We start from the raw sequence: 18430 nt of genomic DNA, 5'->3' as shown, positions 1-18430 counted from the left end.
GCCATCCCCGCGAAAAGCACAGATGGAGCAGGTATGGCACGCGTCGTCGTGGTCGGCAGCATCAACATGGACCTGGTGACGCTGGCGCCGCGCTTTGCCGGACCCGGTGAAACCATTCTCGGTGAACGCTTCCTCACCGTGCACGGCGGCAAGGGCGCGAACCAGGCGGTGGCCGCCGCGCGACTCGGCGCGGATGTCGCGCTGGTCGGCGCACTCGGCGATGATGCCTTTAGCACGCAGTTGTACGAAGGCCTCGCCCGCGAAGGCGTCGCCCTCGAACACGTCTCGCGCATCGCCGACTGCGGCAGCGGCACCGCGTCGATCACCGTCGCCGAAGGCGAGAACCACATCATCGTGGTGCCCGCCGCCAACGCACGCGTGACGCCGACGCAGATCGAACGCGCGCAAGCCACGCTGGCCAGTGCCGATGCCATCCTCGTGCAGATGGAGATTCCGCTGGAATCGGTGGAGGCCACGCTTCGTCTCGGCCAGCGCCTGGGCAAGCCGGTGATCCTCAATCCCGCTCCCGCGCAGAAGCTGCCGGTGGAGTGGCTCAAACTCGCGCGCTACCTCACGCCCAACCAGCACGAACTGGCCATCCTGCTGGGTGCCGGCGACGACGAGGATTTCCGCTCGCTGATGCAACGCGCGCCCGCACCCGTGGTGCTCACGCGCGGCGGCGATGGTGCGTGGTATCGCGACGGCGGTGAACCCGTGCACCAACCCGGTTTCAAGGTGGACGTGGTGGATACCACCGGAGCCGGCGACACGTTCAACGCGGCGCTGGCCGTGTTCCTGCAGGAAGGCCTGCCGACAGCTGTGCGCAAAGCCTGTGCTGCCGCTGCATTGTCCGTTACGCGACTGGGTGCACAGGGAGGCATGCCGACGCGCGCGGAGCTCGACGCGTTTCTGTAAATCCGCGCCCCCTGGTGGGAGCGCACCCTGTGCGCGACCGAGGAGCTTCGCCGCTACCTCTCCGTAGGGTTGTCGCGCACAGGGTGCGCTCCCACAAAGAAAGCACCTCGCTTGCGAAGGCCCGGTATTACTCCACCGGCCCTGGCGCGATCACATCACGCTGCCCATTGATACCCATGGGCGACACCAACCCCGCGGCTTCCATCGCTTCCACCAGTCGCGCCGCGCGGTTGTAGCCGATGCGGAACTGGCGTTGCACGAAGGAAATGGAAGCACGCCGCGTGCGCAACACGAAGGCGGCGGCTTCGTCGTAGAGCGGGTCGAGTTCGGCGTCGCCGCCTTCCTCGGTAAAGAGATCGCCGGAGCCTTCGCTCGGCGGGCCGGCAAGGATCTCATCCTTGTAGTCGGGCTCGCCATAGAGCTTCAGGTGCGCCACGATGCGGTGCACTTCTTCGTCGGCGACAAACGCGCCATGGATGCGCTGTGGATAACCCGTGCCCGGCGGCAGGAACAGCATGTCGCCCTGGCCAAGCAGGCTTTCCGCGCCCATCTGGTCGAGGATGGTGCGTGAGTCGATCTTGGACGACACCTGGAAAGCGACGCGCGTGGGGATGTTGGCCTTGATGAGGCCGGTGATCACGTCCACCGACGGGCGCTGCGTGGCGAGGATGAGATGGATGCCGGCCGCGCGCGCCTTCTGCGCGAGTCGCGCGATGAGTTCTTCGATCTTCTTGCCGGCGACCATCATCAGGTCGGCGAGCTCATCGATCACCACCACGATCATCGGCAGCGTATCGAGCGTTTCCGGTATTTCAGGATGCGCGGGGAACGGATTCATCAGCGGACGTCCGGCCGCCTGCGCCTCGCGCACCTTCTGGTTGAAGCCGGCCAGGTTGCGCACGCGCAGGTCGGACATCAGGCGATAGCGGTTCTCCATTTCGCCCACGCACCACGCCAGCGCGTTGGCGGCGAGCTTCATGTCGGTGACGACCGGCGCGAGCAGATGCGGGATGCCCTCGTACACCGAGAGTTCCAGCATCTTCGGGTCGATCATGATCATGCGCACGTCGTCGGGCGTGGCCTTGTACAGCATCGACAGGATCATCGCGTTCACCGCGACGGACTTGCCCGAGCCCGTGGTGCCGGCCACCAGCATGTGCGGCGCCTTGGCCAGGTCGGTCACCAGCGGCTCGCCGGTGATGCCCTTGCCCATCGCCAGGGTGAGCAGCGAATCGGCGTTGCGATAGGCCGCCGAATCGAGGATCTCGGACAGCGCGATCATCTGGCGCTGCTCGTTGGGCAGCTCCAGGCCCATGCAGGTCTTGCCGGGAATGGTTTCGACCACGCGAATGGACGTCCGTCCGAGGCCGCGCGCCAGGTCTTTCATCAGCGCGACGATCTGGTTGCCGCGTACGCCAACGGCGGGTTCCACTTCGAAGCGCGTGATGACAGGGCCTGCCGATGCACCGACCACGGTGACCGGCACCTTGAATTCGCGCAGGCGTTGCTCGATCAGCTCGCCGGTTTCGGCCAGCTGCGCGTCGTCGATGGCGGCGACTTCCGACCTTGGCGCCGCAAGCAGGGAAAGCGGTGGCAGCGTGACCGCCGAACGTTGACGCGGCGACGTAGCGACCTGCGGCGCGGCCACGCTGGCCGCTGCATCGACGGCATCGTCATCGTTGGCCGCGTAGCGTCGCGCCGGTGCGATGGTCGTCGCCGCGGTCGGTGCGCTTGCCGCCGACAGATCGATATCGAACGGTTCGTCATCTGTCATCGCTGCTGTTTCGATCACGGGCGGCGACAGGGCTTCCGCTTCCATTGAAACGTCGGGCGTATCTACGAGAGGCTGCGGCTCCACCGGAACGGATATCGGCGGCGTCGGCATCACCTCCACGGCTGCCTCGATGGCCGCTGCCGTGGCAACCGGCGTCGCGATCGCCTTGGCGACGGCCGGGCTGATGGCGATGGCAGGCGCCGGGCGGCTCAGGGGAGTGCGCTGCACGGGAGGCGCAGGACGGCCGTGCTTGGGCGTGAGCCAGGGTTCCCGGATGACCTTCTCTTGCGCGGCGGCATACCGCACGCGTGACAACGGCGCGGGAGCGGGCGCGGTGGGCGGTGCCGAATCCGGTTCGGGCTTGGCCGTCACCATGGGCGGCGCAGGTGCCTGGGTCCGGCGTGTCGCGGGCGACCCGGTGCGACGCGCCTGCCTGGACGACCGCTCGGCGCGACGCACGGCGCCGCGAGAGCCTCGCGAAGCGGACGACTGCCCTCGCCGTGCCGCGATGGCATCGAGCAGACGCTGCAAAAGTCCGGCGAGAACGTCCACGCCGCCAGACACACGCTTGAACATCGCCGGCCAGCCCACGCCGAGATACCACGGCAACGCCGCCGCCATCAGCGCGAGCATCACCAGCGCGCACAGCCAGCCACCGAGCAAACCGCCAACGCCGTGGGACAGCGCGCGGCAAACTACACCGCCGGCATTCGCGTCGTCGGTGTACTGGTCGATCACCAGGCCCTCCAGCGTCGCGCTGGCCAGCAGTACCAGCAGCGCGCCAAGCCAGAAGCGGATCGAGCCCTCGCCGCCGCCGGATAGCGTGCGCCGCTTCAGCAGGGTTCGGCTGACGCGCCAGATCAGGGGAGCAAGCCAGAGGGTGGACAGCCCGAAGGCGCCGAATAAGAAAGAGAGCATGCCTGAGATGTTCGATCGTCCGCGTGCAAACTCAGCATGTTAGCGCCAATGCATAAGGCCCGTCAGCAGATTGCACGGTAACAGGCTGTTATCGCGAGTGTATTGCGCTCGTGCAGATGGCGGTGCCACCCGGGAAATCGATGTATCCGGAACGGCGCTAATCGGCATCGGGCCTGATAGTTGCTCGGCAAGTGCTCTGGCGTGCTCAATCGCTCGCTCATTCTTCGAGCTCATTGCTCCCCCGTTACACGACGCGCCACCGACAACTTGCTAGGTCCGCTCTGGGTCGAAAGCGGACATTGCGCAGGCTTCCCGCCGGTTAGTCTTCCGAATGATCATAGATGTCGAGACCGAGTTCGATCCCACGCTCGCCCAGCGCAAGCAAATGCTCCGGTGAAATGGATAACCCATTGTTGCCAGAGCTCATAAACAAGCCGACGAACAGGTCAATTTGGCACGTTTCTCTGACGGTTGACCAGGCACGCATGTCGTCGGTAAGTCTCCCAAGAAGCTCATCAATCTGACCGGGCAAATCTTCCGGATCTCGCTGCGTGGCACGGAGACGCCACAAGCCGGTTCTCGCAACGCGAACCGTTCCGGTCTTTTGACCGATAATTTCCTCACCCATCCGCTGCGACGTCGTTGGCTCGCAGCCAAGTATTGCCGTTACTTCCTCGGGATTGAGGGAGTCACCGAAGACGCGAATCGTCGCCTGAGACCTTTCGAATACCGCCACGCTTGTACCTCAATCCAAAGTTAAGGACGACGCTCGGTCAAGACCCCGTAATGTCCGCTTCGGGTCGAAAGCGGACCTTACGGTTCCGACGATAGCAAGCGGCCTGTCCCGCGAAAATGCGCCGGGCGGTGACCGCGGTTGGGTAGCGAGTAGCCCGGATGAAGCGCAGCGGGAATCCGGGAGGGCAACGTGCCAAGTAGCAAGTCCCAGGGCAACCCCGAAAGGGGCTGAGCCTAAGTCTCGTCGCTCTTCTCCGGCAGTTCGTGCTGGTAGTAGGCGTCGATCGGGTCGTCCAGAATCGCGTACATCGCCGACAGTTGGCCCGGGTCCGGCTTCAACCAGGCGTCGATATGTTCGGGCTTCAGGGCAATGATGCAGCGGTCGTGCCCGGCCTCCAGCACTTCCACCGGTGGGTCGCGCGTGATGGCAGCGAAGGAATAGAACCCTTCCTCGGTGTCGGTGGCCGGCACATACCGCCAGAGGCACGCGAGAAACATTTCTTGCTTCGGCTCCGGCTCGAATCGGATCTCGATGGGAATATCTTTCTCCCCCGGCACTAATGCCCGGTGCTGCAGCCGGTGCAGCGACACGCTCTCATAGAACCGGCGCGCCACGATGACACCATGGTTGTAACCGAACAGCTTTTTCCAGGTCGTGGACAGCTTGTCCTTACGCGCGTTGTACGTGCCCGGCTTTTCCAACTCGTCGGCCTTCGTCCAACCGGGGAGGCGGCAGCGGTATCGCGCCGGCACAATCATCCGGGCACCCGTTTCGGGGTCACGAATCAGGACGGGGGCAAACTGGCCGGGCCACATGCGACCGTAGCCGTCGCTCTTGGCATGGGACTGGATTTCGTCCAGCTTCTCGCGCGCCGCCGCAATCTTGTTGGTGGCCACGCGCTTATCGGTTTTGGCCTTCTTGGTGGGCTTTGGCGAGGCAAGCACGGCCTCCGCTTTCACCAGGCGCTCGGTCTGCACCGCGATTTCTTCCTCGATCGCCAGAGTGGCTGCCCGGTGGGCTTCGAGCATCTTCTCTTTGACGCCCTTCTCGCCCTCATTGCGTGGGTGCAGGAAGGGCTCGCGCATGGCCTTAGGCACGACCTTGAACAAGTCACCCGTAAAGCGGCGCGCCTCCATCATCTTCGCGAAAGCGTGAATGTCGAGCGTACCGCCCAGGCGCTCATAGAGCCGGAAGTCTTCCCACACCTCGGCGGAGTAGCACACGGCGCGTCCCCTATGGGGCCGGCGCCCCGTGAAAGGTCAGCATACTCTCGAGCCTGTCGGCGACCCACTCGTGATCCTGGCCAGCCCCCTCGATCACAGCTTCGGACTCTCCGGCAAAGGCTGGCCAGAACTCACCCGGCTCCGGGAACTGCTCCAGGAGGTGAGGGAGATAGGCCTCAATGCGGTTCAGAGCTTTTTGGAGGGCGGCGCGCGTGGTCATGGCGCCAAGCTAAAGGCGCCGAGTCTCATAGGTCGAGAAACGACCATGCCCACCGCAAACCTGGGCCGGGAGGGATGCGCCGTGCAAAGCCGCCCATCGTTCAACCCGGCGGAAGCCCTTTTCCTTGGACCCGACCTCGAAGGACCGCAGGCGGTCAGAACTAACGTTCGGATACCAAATCAGGTGCCATTGGTCATCGATACGCATGTGCACCAGCGTGGCAAAGTTGCCGGTGACGTGAGGTTCAATCACTCGGAAAAGATAGAGGTCGTGCGCGGCAATCGTGCCAGGCCGTTCCGATTCGATGACGATGCCGGTGCTCATCGTGCCAGCCTACGCCGGCGATGTCTCACCGCCTGAGCGCAACTCCGTATGTCCGCTTCGAGTCGAGAGCGGGCACCCTTTATTCAACCCAATGCTACTTCAAGCCTGGCCAGAAGAACGAAGAAACGGAGTCAGGTTCATTCCTTCCCAACCAGGCAGGGGAAAAACGGACCCGCTCCTGTTTTAGCCAAAGACATTGAGCATCGCTTCTACGTGACGTATATCTTGTTCCGACAAAGCGCTGAATGCTCGACTCAACGCTTGGGGGGAATCTCAGGTGATGTAGCTACCATCGCGCCTAGCGAGGAGCAACCTATGTCTCCGAAATTACACATCGTTCAAGCGACCCAACGAAGGGCCGCGCTGTATCTACGCATGTCGACTGACCGACAAAAGTATTCGATTGAAAATCAAAGCTGCGCGCTCTACGCGTATGCGGTTGAGCATGACATTGAAGTTGTCGAACAGTTTTGCGATGAAGCAAAAAGCGGACTTACGTTCGAAGGACGCCCCGCCATGAGACGCCTAATTGAACAGGTAAAGTCAGGGCAATGTGGATTCAACTCCATTCTTACCTACGACGTCAGTAGGTGGGGCCGCTATCAAGATGCCGACGAGTCGGCGTATTACGAGCACCTTTGCAGACAGGCGGGTATTGAGGTCATCTACTGCGCGGAAGGCTTCGATGCGTACGAGGGTCCGATATCCTTTGTACTGAAAAGCCTTAAGCGAACCATGGCCGCCGAATACAGTCGCGACTTATCGCAGAAAGTCACTGATGCTCGATGGCGCATGGCCAAAGCAGGGTTGCACACCGGTTCGCGTCCCCGGATAGGGTTGTGTCGTGCTGTTGTCAATAAGGACGGAGTAGTCGAGGGAACCGTCGAAGATGGGTGCTGCCGCCATCACCCGGGGGATCAACTCATGATTCGCCCGGGCCCACGGCATGAACAGGTAGTTGTTCAAAGAATATTTCGACAGTATGCAGAACTTCGACTGAGCATACCTGCCATAGTGAAGGGCTTGAACGACGATCCTGCCGCACGCGTAAACGGCCGGTGTTGGACGTTTTCAATGGTGAGAATGATCCTCATCGATGAGCGCTACATTGGCAACTTGGTATTCAGAAGCTTTCATCAGACCGGCCAAATTAAAAGGGCAAAGATGCCCACCAGGATCATTAGGCATGAAGGCGTCTTCGATCCGATTGTTCCTCTATCGCTCTATCAGGCCGCCGCTAAGAGGCTTTCCCAAACATGGAAGGCCTGGGATAAGGCATCACTGCTCGACTCGCTCAAGGAGGTTTACGCCGAGAACGGAAAAGTGACAACGCAAATATTGAACAGTCGCTGTGGTGGTCCGTCGTCAACAACCTACGCCAAGCACTTTGGAAGCTTAGTGAACGCGTATCTCGCCGCTGGTATTCAACCAACAAAAGACTGTTCATGGGTTGCGCGCAGGGCTGCCAATAACTCCGACCGCAAGAAAATGATGAACGATGTAGCGGCGACTCTGATGGCGCAAGGCCATAGCGTTCAGATGAACTACAAAGAGTGCATTTTAGACGTGGATGCGTCTTGGGGTATCCACATAAAGCTAGTTCGAGCAAAGCGCCTCAAAACTGGCTTTGTGCGTTGGATGTTTGAGCTCGTTGACGCGCATCGTACAGATTTATTGTTGCTGCTTAGATTGGATCAAACTGGCAGCCATGTGGAGGATATGTATCTCGTTCCTACGCTGAGCATTCGACGAACACCGGATCACGTCGTTCTCGGTCGTGTCAATAACCTCGGCACCGAAATGTATCGCATCGGTGCGTTCTCCGAAATTCCTCCGCTGGCAAACCGCTATCTTGCGGATGTAGAGGATTGCATGGCGCACTTCGGGCGCACGCAGCAGGACGTTGATAAGCGCTTTAGTCGTCGGCGAGCCAAGCAACCTGATCCGGCCTTGGAACCATCCGAGGCAGCCAGAACCAAGGAAGCTCGTCGCATCAACCGCATCAGGAGCCAAGCCGGAGGGAAGGTGCGGCGAGCTTCACATCCCCAGCTTAGCGCAACGCCGCCAGTGCCCCGCACCGATGATGTCCGCCATGGGTCGAAAGCGAACATTCCAAGAATATAGCGTGGTGGGGCTGACGGTGAGGGAGCCTTGGCCCTGTCGGCGCCGCAGCGAATAGCCCGGATGAAGCGCAGCGAGAATCCGGGGTGGCGATGCACCCCAACCCAACGTCACCCGCACCCCGCCCTACATCACGTTGGTCGCATGGATGATGTGCATCGCTACCTCGGTTTTCGGTCCGACCTGACCCCGGTTGCCGAACCCCGGCAGCCTTTATGGAACGCTCATTAAAGTTACAGCGCCCACCGCGCATCGGTGTAGCGATAGCACCCAGGCCCTATAGGGTTATTCCTTCAAACACGCAAAGCCTGACAAGGATGGCTTGTGCCGTCCGTGGGTCATTTCCTTCCGAGCACGATGCGCACTGACGTGAACGGGAGTGGCGTCCGGCGACGGCCCCTGTCGAATAACGATGAAGTTCGCGCATCGTCGCGGCTCGTGAAGCCGGTCGCCGAACTTGACGACGCGCGTTGGCGCCCCGCCGCGCCGAAGGCACGAATGTAAGGTCATGCCGCAGGCCCTGTCATCCCAATGATATGGACCCCACGCGTCCACAGCGGTCTGGAAGAGCCAGACTGGCAGCGCCGACGCGTATCTAGGTCTACAGGTCTAGACGTATCGGCAACGCGTCACGCCCTGCACGAGTCATTGGTTGGTGAACACGCCACCTTGACGAGCCGTGGGTCGTGGATGCGTGCCACCACAAAAAAGGGCCACCGTGTGCGCGCGGTGTTGCCAACTGTCGGGTATGAACCACGATGCGTCAACGAACGCACAACGCCGCAAAGCACAACGAGGCATGAGAGGTTAGGATGGAAAAGAAGTGGTTCAAACAACATAGAATCGCGGTATCGCGCGGAGGTTACTGAGATGGGTTTCCTCAACGCGAAACCATCGCGATGCCGCAGCGCGTTCTTTCAGATGGTGGTGTTTGTTCTGCTATTGCTAAGCAGTCATGGCGCCAAGGCGGCGTGGTGTTCCGGGGGCGGTGGGCAAGTGATGCCGGTATCCATGCCGGCAAGCGTGGCCGTGCCGCGTGACACACCCATAGGCACCGCACTGACCGGCTGGATCAGTAGCCCCACGTCCACCAACTGGTACACCAACTGCCAAACGGGGCCAGCCTCCGCGGTGAGCAATTCGCCGAAAGGCCTCGCGTACCAGGCCGTGGGACTCTCCGGCAGCGGAAAGACGTATACCAACTCGGGTGTTATCTACAGTCTATGGGAGACTGGTGTTCCAGGCGTCGGCATGGCGGTGTCCTATGAGGTCTACTCCAATGCCTATTGTGGCGGCACCGGTTGGCAGAGCTGGGGTGACTTAAAGCCCGGTGGTGGAAACAGCTTTGGGGGCGGGGTTCAACAGGCAATATCTGGCTGGTCCACGTACGCGCCGTGTGGCTGGGCCAACACCGAAGCGTCCCCCATGAACATGGGCGGAGGCATACGCGCCATGCTGGTGACCACGGGGCCGGTGTCCCCCGGGGTAACGAACGCAGGAACCTTGGTGCAAGCGGCTGGCTTCAACAATTACGCGATCAATACGGATTGGCCTTTCGTCACGTTTGCGTTCACCTCGACACAGATCACCGTGTTGGCTTGCACCACACCGGACGTCACCGTGCCGTTGGGGGCGCATAGCCGCACCGAGTTGACTGGCCTGAACACCTTCACCGCCGCCACCAGCTTCAACGTCAGCCTCAACAGCTGTCCCGCATCCATGAATACCATCCAGTACCGCATCGATCCCGTCACCACGGTGCTCAACAGCGCGCAGTCGGTGGTGGCGCTGGATGGCAGTTCGAGTGCCACGGGCGTAGGTGTGCAGTTGCTGGATGGCAATGGCGCGGTGATGCCGTTGGCCACGTACAAAACGTTCAGTGGCTATAGCAAGACCACGGGCGGCAGCTACACCATCCCGTTCAAGGCCCGCTACTACCAAACCGCCGCGACGGTGGGCCCCGGCACCGCCAACTCGGCGATGACCTTTACCATGCTCTATCAGTAGCCCAGGTTTATCGCGTCACCCCAACCCAGGGCCGCACGAGCGGCCTTGGGTTTAACCATAGCCCCCGTTCGAGTACGTCCGTGGACAGTCGAATGGCTACATGACGCCATTTTTCTTTTTTCCAGAGACCCCAATGGACGCTCGTGGACGAATAACTATTTTCCGATGCAGAACGAACTGAAGATGGCGCCCAGCAGGTCGTCGCTGGTGTAGGTGCCAGTGATTTCACCCAGTGCATGCTGGGCCTGGCGCAATTCTTCCGCGGCGAGTTCACCCGCGCGCGTGGCACGAAGCACCTCGTCCGCGAGCCCCAGATGGGCTGCCACCTGTTCCAACGCCAGTACATGGCGTCGGCGCGCACTGAACGCACCTTCGCCGCTGCCGGCACCGGCGAGTTGCTTGAGATGGTCGCGCAATGCGTCCAGGCCGGCGCCGGTCTTGGCCGATGCCCATACCCAAATCGCGTCGCTGCGAACCTCATAGCGCGCAGCGTGACTGTCCAGGTCAATCTTGTTCACCAGTACGATGCGCTCGACGCTTGGCGGCAGGTCGCCAAGCAAGGCGAGATCGTGTTCGGCGTGCTGTGCATCGGTGACGAGCAGGGCGACGTCCGCCCGGGCGAGTTCGCCGTGCGCCCGGCGCACGCCTTCACGCTCGACGGGGTCGTCCGTCTCGCGCAGGCCAGCCGTGTCAGCCAGTTCCAGCGCGATGCCATCGAGGTTCAGCGATTCGCGCAGCACATCGCGCGTGGTGCCGGCAATGTCGGTGACAATGGCGCGGTCGCTGCCCGCGAGCGCGTTGAGCAAACTGGACTTGCCGGCGTTTGGACGTCCAATGATGGCGACGCGCAAACCGTCGTTGAGGCGCACGCCGCGTTGCGCTTCGCGCAGCAGGTCGGCCAGCTGCGCCCGCAGCGCTTCGAGCTGCTGCATGATCGCCGGGTCGGCCAGGAAGTCGATTTCCTCCTCAGGGAAGTCGATGGCGGCCTCAATATGCACGCGCAGTGCGATCAACGCCTGCAGCAGATCGTGCACCTTGCGCGAGAACGCCCCTTCCATCGACTGCAGCGCGGCGCGCGCGCCGGCCTGTGAACGCGCGGCGATAAGGTCGGCAACCGCTTCCGCCTGGGCGAGGTCGAGCTTGCCGTTGAGGAAGGCGCGTTCGGTGAATTCACCGGGTCGCGCAAGCCGGGCGCCCATGGCACACACGCGGCGCAACAGTGCATCGAGCAATACCGGGCTGCCGTGGCCTTGCAGTTCCAGCACGTGTTCGCCGGTGTAGGAGGCGGGGGCAGGGAAGTAGAGCAGCAGGCCGCGATCGATCAGTTCGCCCTGCCGCTCGCGGAAGGCGGTGAAATGAGCGCGACGCGGATCGGGGTCACGGCCCAGCAGTTCGGCGGCGATGCCCGGCACGGCCGGGCCCGACACGCGCAGCACGCCGACACCGGCGGCGCCGGGTGCGCTGGCAATGGCGGCGATGGTGTCGGTAGGGGTCATGGGGCGAATTATGCGGTTTGCGTGCGGGATTGCGAAAACGGCATCGTTTTCCTCACCGTCATCCCGGCGCAGGCCGGGATCCAGTAGCGCAGGCTTTCGGTTTTCGCGGAAGCGCATGGCGTATTAACACTGGCGCGAAGACCGATCATTGCCGCTACTGGATCCCGGCCTGCGCCGGGATGACGGGCAAGAAAAAGGCCGCGTCAGCGGCCTTTTTCTCCGGAGCCTTCAAACGATCAGGCCGCCTTGGCCTTCTCGTCCGCGCGCTCCACGCTGCGCGTGATCAGCCACTGCTGGGTCAGGCTGGTGATGCCGTTGATCACCCAGTACAGCACCAGGCCGGCCGGGAAGAACAGGAACATGAAGCCGAACACCACCGGCATCACCTTCATCATCTTCTGCTGCGCCGGGTCCATGCCCGCGGCGGACGGCGAGAGCCACTGGGTGGCCAGCATCACCAGGATGTAGATCACCGGCAGCACGAAGAACGGATCGGGCGCGGACAGGTCGTGCACCCAGCCGAAGAACGGCGCATGGCGCAGCTCCACGCTTTCCATCAGCACGCGGTACAGGCCGAAGAAGACGGGCATGGTGATCAGCACCGGCAGGCAGCCCGACATCGGGTTGACCTTCTCCTTCTTGTACAGCTCCATCATGGCCTGCTGCATCTTCATCTTGTCGTCGCCGTAACGCTCCTTGAGAGCGTTCACGCGCGGCTGCAGCTTGCGCATCTTGGCGCCGGAGCGGAACTGCGTGGCGGTGAGCTTCCACAGGGCCGCCTTCAGCAGCAGCACCAGCAGGATGATGGCCACGCCCCAGTTGCCGGCGATGGCGTGCAGCTGCGAGAGCAGCCAGTGCAACGGCTGCGCCACCACGGTGAGCATGCCGTAGTTGGTGGTCAGGTCGAGGCCCGGCGCCACCTGGTCCAGCGTGCCCTGCAGCTTCGGACCAACATACAGGCGCGACGCGGTGCTCTGGCTCTGGCCCGGTGCCACATTGATCGACGGGCCCACGGCACGGATCAGGTACACCGGCTGCGCGGTGTCCGGATTGATCACACTGGTGGTGTAGGTGTTGGCGTCCTGTGCCGACGGGATCCACGACACGAAGAAGTAGTGCTGCAGCATCGCCGCCCAGCCGCCAGTGATGGCGTGGTTGAGCGGCTTCTTGATGAAGTCGCTGAAGGGCAGCGTGGACATCTTGTCATCCGGGCTGTACCAGGCAGCGCCGTAGAAGCTGTGCGACGACGGGTCGCTGAAGTTCTGCCACCAGCTCTTCTGCTGCACCGGGGCCACGCGCTGCAGCTGCTCGTAGGCGTTGCCGGCCCAGGCAGTGCTGCCGCCGTTGTCGATCTTCTGGTCGACGGTGATGGCGTAGCTGCCGCGCTTGAGCACGAAGGTCTTGGTGACCTTGAGGCCCGCGGCGTCCTGCCAGTTGAGGTCGACCTTCAGTTCATCCTGTCCCTGGGCCAGCGCGTAGCTGGTCTGCGCCGCGGAGAACACGGCGCGATGGTCGGGTGCGCTGCCCTGGTTGCTGACCAGGCCGCTCTGCGCCACGAAGTACTGGGCGCGGTCGTCATCGAGCAGGCGCACCGGCGCGGGGTCCGGATCCTTCTTGGTCACCGGCGCCACGGGGTAGTGGAGCAGCTCCGAACGCACCACGCTGCCGCCACGCGTATCGATGGTCAGGCGCAGCACGTCGGTGCTCACGGTGATCAGCTGGGCGGACGCCTCACTGACGGTGCCCGGCACGGCGGCCGGCGCGCTCGACGAGGTGGCACCCGGCACGCTGCTGTCGGCGCTCGTGCCCGCGGCGGTCGCGGCGACGGCCGGCGGCTTCGGGCCGTAGTCCTTCTCCCAGGCCTGGAACAACAGATAGGCCACGGCCAGCAGGGCAAAGATGAGGAACGTGCGCGTTTGATTCATCGCGAGGCAGATCCGGTGCATACCGCGACGCCTAGCCGCGGAAGAGGGTGGAAAAAGGTCAACGCACGATTGTGCCGGTCGGGTCGCCCGGCTTCAACGTGGCCTCGATGTTGGCGGAACGCAATTTCTTCCACAGCTGCTGCAGTTCGGCGAGCAACTCCGGGCCGGACAGGCCGCAGGCCTGCTCGCGCGCCATCACCATGAGGTCGACGGGCGGAAGCTCAAGGCGGGCGCGGCGAAACGACTCGCGGATAAGGCGCTTGATACGGTTGCGATCGACCGCGCGCTTGGAGACGCGCTTGGAAATGGCCAGGCCCAGGCGCGGGTGGCCCAGGTCGTTGACCCGATAGCGCACAGAAAAACAGCGGCCGCCGAAGCGGCCGCTGGCTTGACGCAGAGCAGCGAAATCACCGGCGCGGCGGAGCCGCGCCTCGCGCGGCAGGCCGGCGGCAGGCATGGATGCCCGCCGCTTACGGGATCAGGCGCTTGCGGCCCTTGGCGCGACGGGCGTTGAGGATCTTGCGACCATCGGCCGTGGCCATACGGGCACGGAAGCCGTGGGTGCGGGCGCGCTTGAGCTTGCTGGGCTGGAAGGTCCGCTTGGACATGGCTTCCTCCAAAGTAAGTTGATAAAAAGGTTGGAAATTATGCGGGGTGGTTTGGGGCCATGTCAAATAGGGCGTTTTCGGGGTTGACAAAGGGCTGTTGATTGCCTGTGGATATCCATGTGGATATCCGTACCAAAAAGATCGGTTCCTGCTGCTAGACTTTCCGGTCCACCCCGCGCGAAAGCGCTCCTTGCAGTGGTTGAAGACTTCCCATGAGTGACCTGTGGCGGCGCTGTCTCGAGCGTCTCGAGGGCGAATTGAACGCCGAAGACCTGCATACGTGGCTGATGCCGCTGCAGGCACGCGACGACACGCATGGCCTGAAGCTGTTCGCGCCCAATCCGTACACACTGGACACGGTGCGCGAGCGCTATCTGGCCCGCATCGAAACGGTGATCAGCCAGCTCACCGGCCATGACCTGACCGTGCGCCTGGAGGTGGGCTCAAGCTCGCCGCGTGTGAGCCCGACCGGCAAGCCCGCCGCAGCACCGGCGCCCGCCAAGGTGGAGCCGGTGGTGGCCGAGGCGCCGGCCGCGACCTTTAGCCACAACCTGGATCCGCACTACACCTTCGAAACCTTCGTCGAGGGCAAGTCGAACCAGCTGGGCAAGGCCGCCGCCATGCAGGTGGCGATGAATCCGGGCCGTGCCTACAACCCGCTGCTGCTGTACGGCGGCACGGGCCTGGGCAAGACCCACTTGATGCACGCCACCGGCAACCTGATGCGCGAGCGCAATCCGGACTTCAAGGTGCTGTACTTGCGTTCGGAGCAGTTCGTCGGCTCGATGATCGAGGCGCTGCGCACCAAGAGCATGGACGAGTTCAAGCGCCGCTTCCGCTCGGTGGATGCGCTGCTGATCGACGACATCCAGTTCTTCGCCGGCAAGGACACCACGCAGGAAGAGTTTTTCCACACCTTCAACGCGCTGTTCGAGTCCAAGCAGCAGATCATCCTGACCTGCGACCGCTATCCCAAGGAAGTGGACAAGCTGGAGCCGCGCCTGAAGTCGCGCCTGGGCTGGGGCCTGTCGGTGGCGATCGAGCCGCCGGACTTCGAAACCCGTGCGGCGATCCTGCTCTCCAAGGCCCACGACAAGGGCGTGGCGGTGGGGGAGAACGTGGCCATGCTGCTGGCCAAGCGCATCCGCTCCAACGTGCGCGACCTCGAAGGCGCGCTCAACACGCTGGCCGCGCGCGCCAACTTCTACGGCAAGCCCATCACCATCGACTTCGCCGAGGAAACCCTGCGCGACCTGCTCGCCACGCATGCGCAGGCGGTAACGGTGCCCAACATCCAGAAGACGGTGGCCGACTACTACCAGGTGCGCCTGCAGGATCTGTTGTCCAAGCGCCGCGTGCGTTCGTTGGCGCGCCCGCGCCAGATCGCCATGGCGCTGTCCAAGGAACTGACGGAACACAGCCTGCCGGAGATCGGCGAGGCCTTCGGCGGGCGCGACCACACGACGGTGCTGCATGCCTGCCGCACCATCAAGAAGTTTTGCGAGACCGACACACGCATGCGTCAGGATTGGGAACAGCTCATCCGCATCCTTACCGGCTGAAAACCGGTGGGGCTGTGCACTGATTGCTTGAAAAGTACTGTGGCAACCTGTGGATAATAGGTGGACGATTTGGACGATAGAGTTATCCACAATCGACACACAGTCATCCGGCTATTTGGGACACAAGCTGAAAATCTTTCAACGTATTGATTTTCAAGGGTAATTTCAGATTTTTGAGTTATCCACGGCACCTACCACCACCACAGAACTTCTTTTAAAAACAGAAAAGCAGGATTGGGGAAGCGCATACATGCAATTCAGCATTCAACGAGAAGCTCTGCTCAAACCGTTGCAGCAGGTCGTGGGCGTGGTCGAACGCCGTCAGACACTGCCGGTGCTGGCCAACCTGCTGGTGAAGGTCGCCGACGGCAAAGTGTCGATGACCGGTACGGATCTGGAAGTGGAAATGATCGCGACGACACCAGCGGACAAGCTGGTCGACGGCGAGATCACCATTCCCGCACGCAAGTTGTTCGACATCGTGCGTGCGCTGCCGGACGGCGCGCAGATCGAGCTGAAGCTCAACGGCGACCGCGTGGCAATGAATGCGGGACGCAGTCGCTTCACGCTGGCCACGCTGCCAGCCACCGAATTCCCGACCATCGATGAAATAGAGCTGGTTGAGCGGGTCACGCTGCCGGAAGAAGTGCTGCGCGATCTGATGGAGCGCACCGCGTTCGCCATGGCCAACCAGGACGTGCGCTACTACTTGAACGGCATGCTGCTGGACCTGCAGGAGCACACGCTTCGTTGCGTGGCTACCGACGGTCATCGTCTGGCGCTGAAAGAAACGAAGCTGGACAGCAAAGTGTCCTCGCGCCGTCAGATCATCATTCCGCGCAAGGGCGTGAACGAGCTGATCGGTTTGTTCGAGACGGGCGATGGCCAGATCGAGCTGGAGTTTGGCCGTAATCACCTTCGTGTCCGTCGCGGTGACGTGGTCTTTACCTCGAAGCTGATCGACGGTCGTTTCCCGGATTACGAAGCGGTCATTCCGCTGGGCGCCGACAAGCACGCCACGCTGGATCGCGAAGTGCTTCGTGGTGCGCTCCAGCGCGCGGCCATTCTTTCCAACGAAAAGTATCGCGGTGTGAAGCTGGAACTGTCGCCGGGCAAGCTGCGCATCGTCGCGCACAATCCCGAGCAGGAAGAGGCCGTGGAAGAGGTCGAGGCCGAGACGCCGGTGTCCGATCTGGCCGTGGGCTTCAACGTCGGTTACCTGCTGGATGCACTCGGCGCCCTGCGCGGTGACAAGGCCCGGTTGAATCTGCGTGATGCCCAGTCCAGCTGCCTAGTGCAGGAAGACGACAACGATCAGGCCCGCCACGTGATCATGCCGCTGCGCCTCTGACACCGATGAATTGTTTGCCTTGTAAGGGCAAGCCAGCACTGAACGCCGGAGCCGTCGAAAGACGCTCCGGCGTTCTTGCTTCCGGAGTTTGCTGACATGAGGTTGGAAACCCTTCGAATTCGCGGGCTGCGCTGCCTGGCGGATGCCTCCATTTCCCTGGAACCGGGCGTTACGGTGTTTTCCGGTGCCAATGGCGCGGGAAAAACCAGCGTTCTCGAGGCGGCCTTTCTTCTCTCCCATGCCCGGTCGTTCCGGGCGGGAGCCAAGGACGCCTTGCTTCAACGCGGTGCCGATGCTTTGTCGGTGTTCGCGGAGCTACGGCACGAGGACGGGCGGGTGAGGCGACTTGGTCTTGGCCGGCAGGGAGCCCGCTGGGAAGCCAAGATGGATGGCGAAACCGCCAGCCTGAGCGAACTGGTGGGGGAGTGCGCCGTGGTTTGCTTCGAGCCGGGCTCGCACGCGCTGATCGCGGGCGGGGCGGAAGAGCGCCGCCGCTATCTCGATTGGGGTGTGTTCCACGTGGAACACGAATTCATTTCGGCATGGCGCCGGTATCAGCGAGCCCTGAAACAGCGGAACACCCTGCTTCGCGCGGCCACACCTCCGCCGGAGGCCCTGTTTCTGCCCTGGGAAGCCGAGCTGGACGCTACTGCGTCGACCATCGATCGCCTCAGGGAGCTGTATTTGGCGGCGCTTCGCCCCCATATAGGTAGGGCTTTGGCGGGGCTTTTACCGGAACTTGGCCCGGTCGAGATGCGGTACCGGCGGGGCTGGGCAGACGATGTCTCGCTGGGCGAGCTGCTCGCCAGCCAACGGGGCAGGGATCTCGCCCGGGGGCACACCACCATCGGGTCACATCGTGCCGACTGGTCCATCGTGTTCGAGCACGCACCGCTGAGGGAACACCTGTCCCGCGGGCAGGAGAAGCTCACCGCCCTGGGTTGCACCCTGGCTCAGGCGTCGCTTTACGCCGAGCGGCGAGGGGAGTGGCCCATCGTCTGCCTGGATGATCTTGCTTCCGAGCTCGACAAGTCCCATCAGGCCGCCGTGGTGGACCAGCTAAGGTCCGTCGGGGCGCAGGTGCTGGTTACCGGCACCGAGGTACCAGAGGCCCTGCAGGTGGGTCCGGCCCGGGTGTTCCACGTGGAACAAGGCCTTCTCAACCCCCTGCTATAATCCATCGATTGTGTCCCCATCCGGCCCTGAAAGGCGCCGAACCGGGTGGGAAAAGGCGCCAGGAATCGGTCACC

General features: G+C 62.7%; 13 protein-coding genes and 2 pseudogenes. 6 read left to right on the top strand and 9 right to left on the bottom strand.

The annotated features are described in order from the left end of the window. Positions 1-33 precede the first annotated feature (33 nt). Positions 34-915, top strand: a complete 882-nt coding sequence (gene rbsK, locus HY57_RS03375) for a ribokinase (RefSeq protein ID WP_019464777.1) — start codon at positions 34-36, stop codon at positions 913-915. Positions 916-1042: 127 nt separating this feature from the next. Here rbsK and HY57_RS22055 read toward each other — a convergent pair. The 5 genes and pseudogenes from HY57_RS22055 to HY57_RS03350 all read right to left on the bottom strand — a co-directional run. Continuing rightward, positions 1043-2512, bottom strand: a pseudogene (locus tag HY57_RS22055) (DNA translocase FtsK); the annotation flags it as partial. Positions 2513-3262: 750 nt separating this feature from the next. Then, a pseudogene (locus HY57_RS22050) lies at positions 3263-3607 on the bottom strand (DNA translocase FtsK 4TM domain-containing protein); the annotation flags it as partial. Positions 3608-3926: 319 nt separating this feature from the next. Further along, positions 3927-4343 carry a DUF4279 domain-containing protein gene (locus HY57_RS03365; protein WP_019464779.1) on the bottom strand — a complete coding sequence of 139 codons (417 nt, stop codon included), beginning with the start codon at positions 4341-4343 and terminating at the stop codon, positions 3927-3929. 233 nt (positions 4344-4576) lie between these two features. After that, positions 4577-5566, bottom strand: coding sequence for an SOS response-associated peptidase family protein (locus tag HY57_RS03360; protein WP_019464780.1), 990 nt, complete (start codon positions 5564-5566; stop codon positions 4577-4579). Positions 5567-5795: 229 nt separating this feature from the next. Continuing rightward, positions 5796-6110: a hypothetical protein gene (locus HY57_RS03350; RefSeq protein WP_019464782.1), complete on the bottom strand. Its 315-nt coding sequence runs from the start codon at positions 6108-6110 to the stop codon at positions 5796-5798. Between the two features lie 315 nt (positions 6111-6425). Between HY57_RS03350 and HY57_RS21120 the strand changes: the two genes are divergently transcribed. Then, positions 6426-8234 (top strand): recombinase family protein, encoded by a 1809-nt coding sequence (locus tag HY57_RS21120; protein WP_158407920.1) that lies wholly within the window; start codon positions 6426-6428, stop codon positions 8232-8234. Between the two features lie 867 nt (positions 8235-9101). Further along, a complete protein-coding gene (locus tag HY57_RS22045; RefSeq protein ID WP_235186609.1) occupies positions 9102-10238 on the top strand; it encodes a fimbrial protein in 1137 nt (378 codons plus the stop codon). 155 nt (positions 10239-10393) lie between these two features. Here HY57_RS22045 and mnmE read toward each other — a convergent pair whose 3' ends face one another. The 4 genes from mnmE to rpmH all read right to left on the bottom strand — a co-directional run bounded on the left by mnmE (position 10394) and on the right by rpmH (position 14267). After that, positions 10394-11734 (bottom strand): tRNA uridine-5-carboxymethylaminomethyl(34) synthesis GTPase MnmE, encoded by a 1341-nt coding sequence (gene mnmE, locus HY57_RS03330; RefSeq protein WP_026033838.1) that lies wholly within the window; start codon positions 11732-11734, stop codon positions 10394-10396. A 236-nt stretch (positions 11735-11970) separates the two neighbouring features. Further along, positions 11971-13659 carry a membrane protein insertase YidC gene (gene yidC / locus HY57_RS03325; RefSeq protein WP_026033839.1) on the bottom strand — a complete coding sequence of 563 codons (1689 nt, stop codon included), beginning with the start codon at positions 13657-13659 and terminating at the stop codon, positions 11971-11973. Positions 13660-13717: 58 nt separating this feature from the next. Beyond that, complete coding sequence (gene rnpA, locus HY57_RS03320) at positions 13718-14116, bottom strand: ribonuclease P protein component (RefSeq protein ID WP_019464788.1); 399 nt, start codon at positions 14114-14116, stop codon at positions 13718-13720. Between the two features lie 13 nt (positions 14117-14129). Then, positions 14130-14267, bottom strand: coding sequence for a 50S ribosomal protein L34 (rpmH, locus tag HY57_RS03315; protein ID WP_019464789.1), 138 nt, complete (start codon positions 14265-14267; stop codon positions 14130-14132). 212 nt (positions 14268-14479) lie between these two features. Between rpmH and dnaA the strand changes: the two genes are divergently transcribed. The 3 genes from dnaA to recF all read left to right on the top strand — a co-directional run bounded on the left by dnaA (position 14480) and on the right by recF (position 18356). Then, positions 14480-15829 (top strand): chromosomal replication initiator protein DnaA, encoded by a 1350-nt coding sequence (gene dnaA, locus HY57_RS03310; RefSeq protein WP_019464790.1) that lies wholly within the window; start codon positions 14480-14482, stop codon positions 15827-15829. A gap of 250 nt (positions 15830-16079) precedes the next feature. Further along, a complete protein-coding gene (gene dnaN, locus HY57_RS03305) occupies positions 16080-17180 on the top strand; it encodes a DNA polymerase III subunit beta (RefSeq protein ID WP_019464791.1) in 1101 nt (366 codons plus the stop codon). A 96-nt stretch (positions 17181-17276) separates the two neighbouring features. Further along, positions 17277-18356, top strand: a complete 1080-nt coding sequence (recF, locus tag HY57_RS03300; protein ID WP_019464792.1) for a DNA replication/repair protein RecF — start codon at positions 17277-17279, stop codon at positions 18354-18356. The last annotated feature ends 74 nt before the right edge of the window (positions 18357-18430 follow it).

The organism is Dyella japonica A8 (assembly GCF_000725385.1).
Lineage (GTDB): Bacteria > Pseudomonadota > Gammaproteobacteria > Xanthomonadales > Rhodanobacteraceae > Dyella > Dyella japonica_C.
Note: the sequence above shows the minus strand (reverse complement) of the source record. Positions and strands in the feature narration are given on the sequence as shown.

Excerpts from the sequence above, each read along its gene's own strand:
- rbsK (WP_019464777.1), top strand. The coding sequence starts at position 34 with ATGGCACGCGTCGTCGTGGTCGGCAGCATCAACATGGACCTGGTGACG.
- HY57_RS03350 (WP_019464782.1), bottom strand. The coding sequence starts at position 6,110 with ATGAGCACCGGCATCGTCATCGAATCGGAACGGCCTGGCACGATTGCC.
- HY57_RS21120 (WP_158407920.1), top strand. The coding sequence starts at position 6,426 with ATGTCTCCGAAATTACACATCGTTCAAGCGACCCAACGAAGGGCCGCG.
- HY57_RS22045 (WP_235186609.1), top strand. The coding sequence starts at position 9,102 with ATGGGTTTCCTCAACGCGAAACCATCGCGATGCCGCAGCGCGTTCTTT.
- mnmE (WP_026033838.1), bottom strand. The coding sequence starts at position 11,734 with ATGACCCCTACCGACACCATCGCCGCCATTGCCAGCGCACCCGGCGCC.
- yidC (WP_026033839.1), bottom strand. The coding sequence starts at position 13,659 with ATGAATCAAACGCGCACGTTCCTCATCTTTGCCCTGCTGGCCGTGGCC.
- rnpA (WP_019464788.1), bottom strand. The coding sequence starts at position 14,116 with ATGCCTGCCGCCGGCCTGCCGCGCGAGGCGCGGCTCCGCCGCGCCGGT.
- rpmH (WP_019464789.1), bottom strand. The coding sequence starts at position 14,267 with ATGTCCAAGCGGACCTTCCAGCCCAGCAAGCTCAAGCGCGCCCGCACC.
- dnaA (WP_019464790.1), top strand. The coding sequence starts at position 14,480 with ATGAGTGACCTGTGGCGGCGCTGTCTCGAGCGTCTCGAGGGCGAATTG.
- dnaN (WP_019464791.1), top strand. The coding sequence starts at position 16,080 with ATGCAATTCAGCATTCAACGAGAAGCTCTGCTCAAACCGTTGCAGCAG.
- recF (WP_019464792.1), top strand. The coding sequence starts at position 17,277 with ATGAGGTTGGAAACCCTTCGAATTCGCGGGCTGCGCTGCCTGGCGGAT.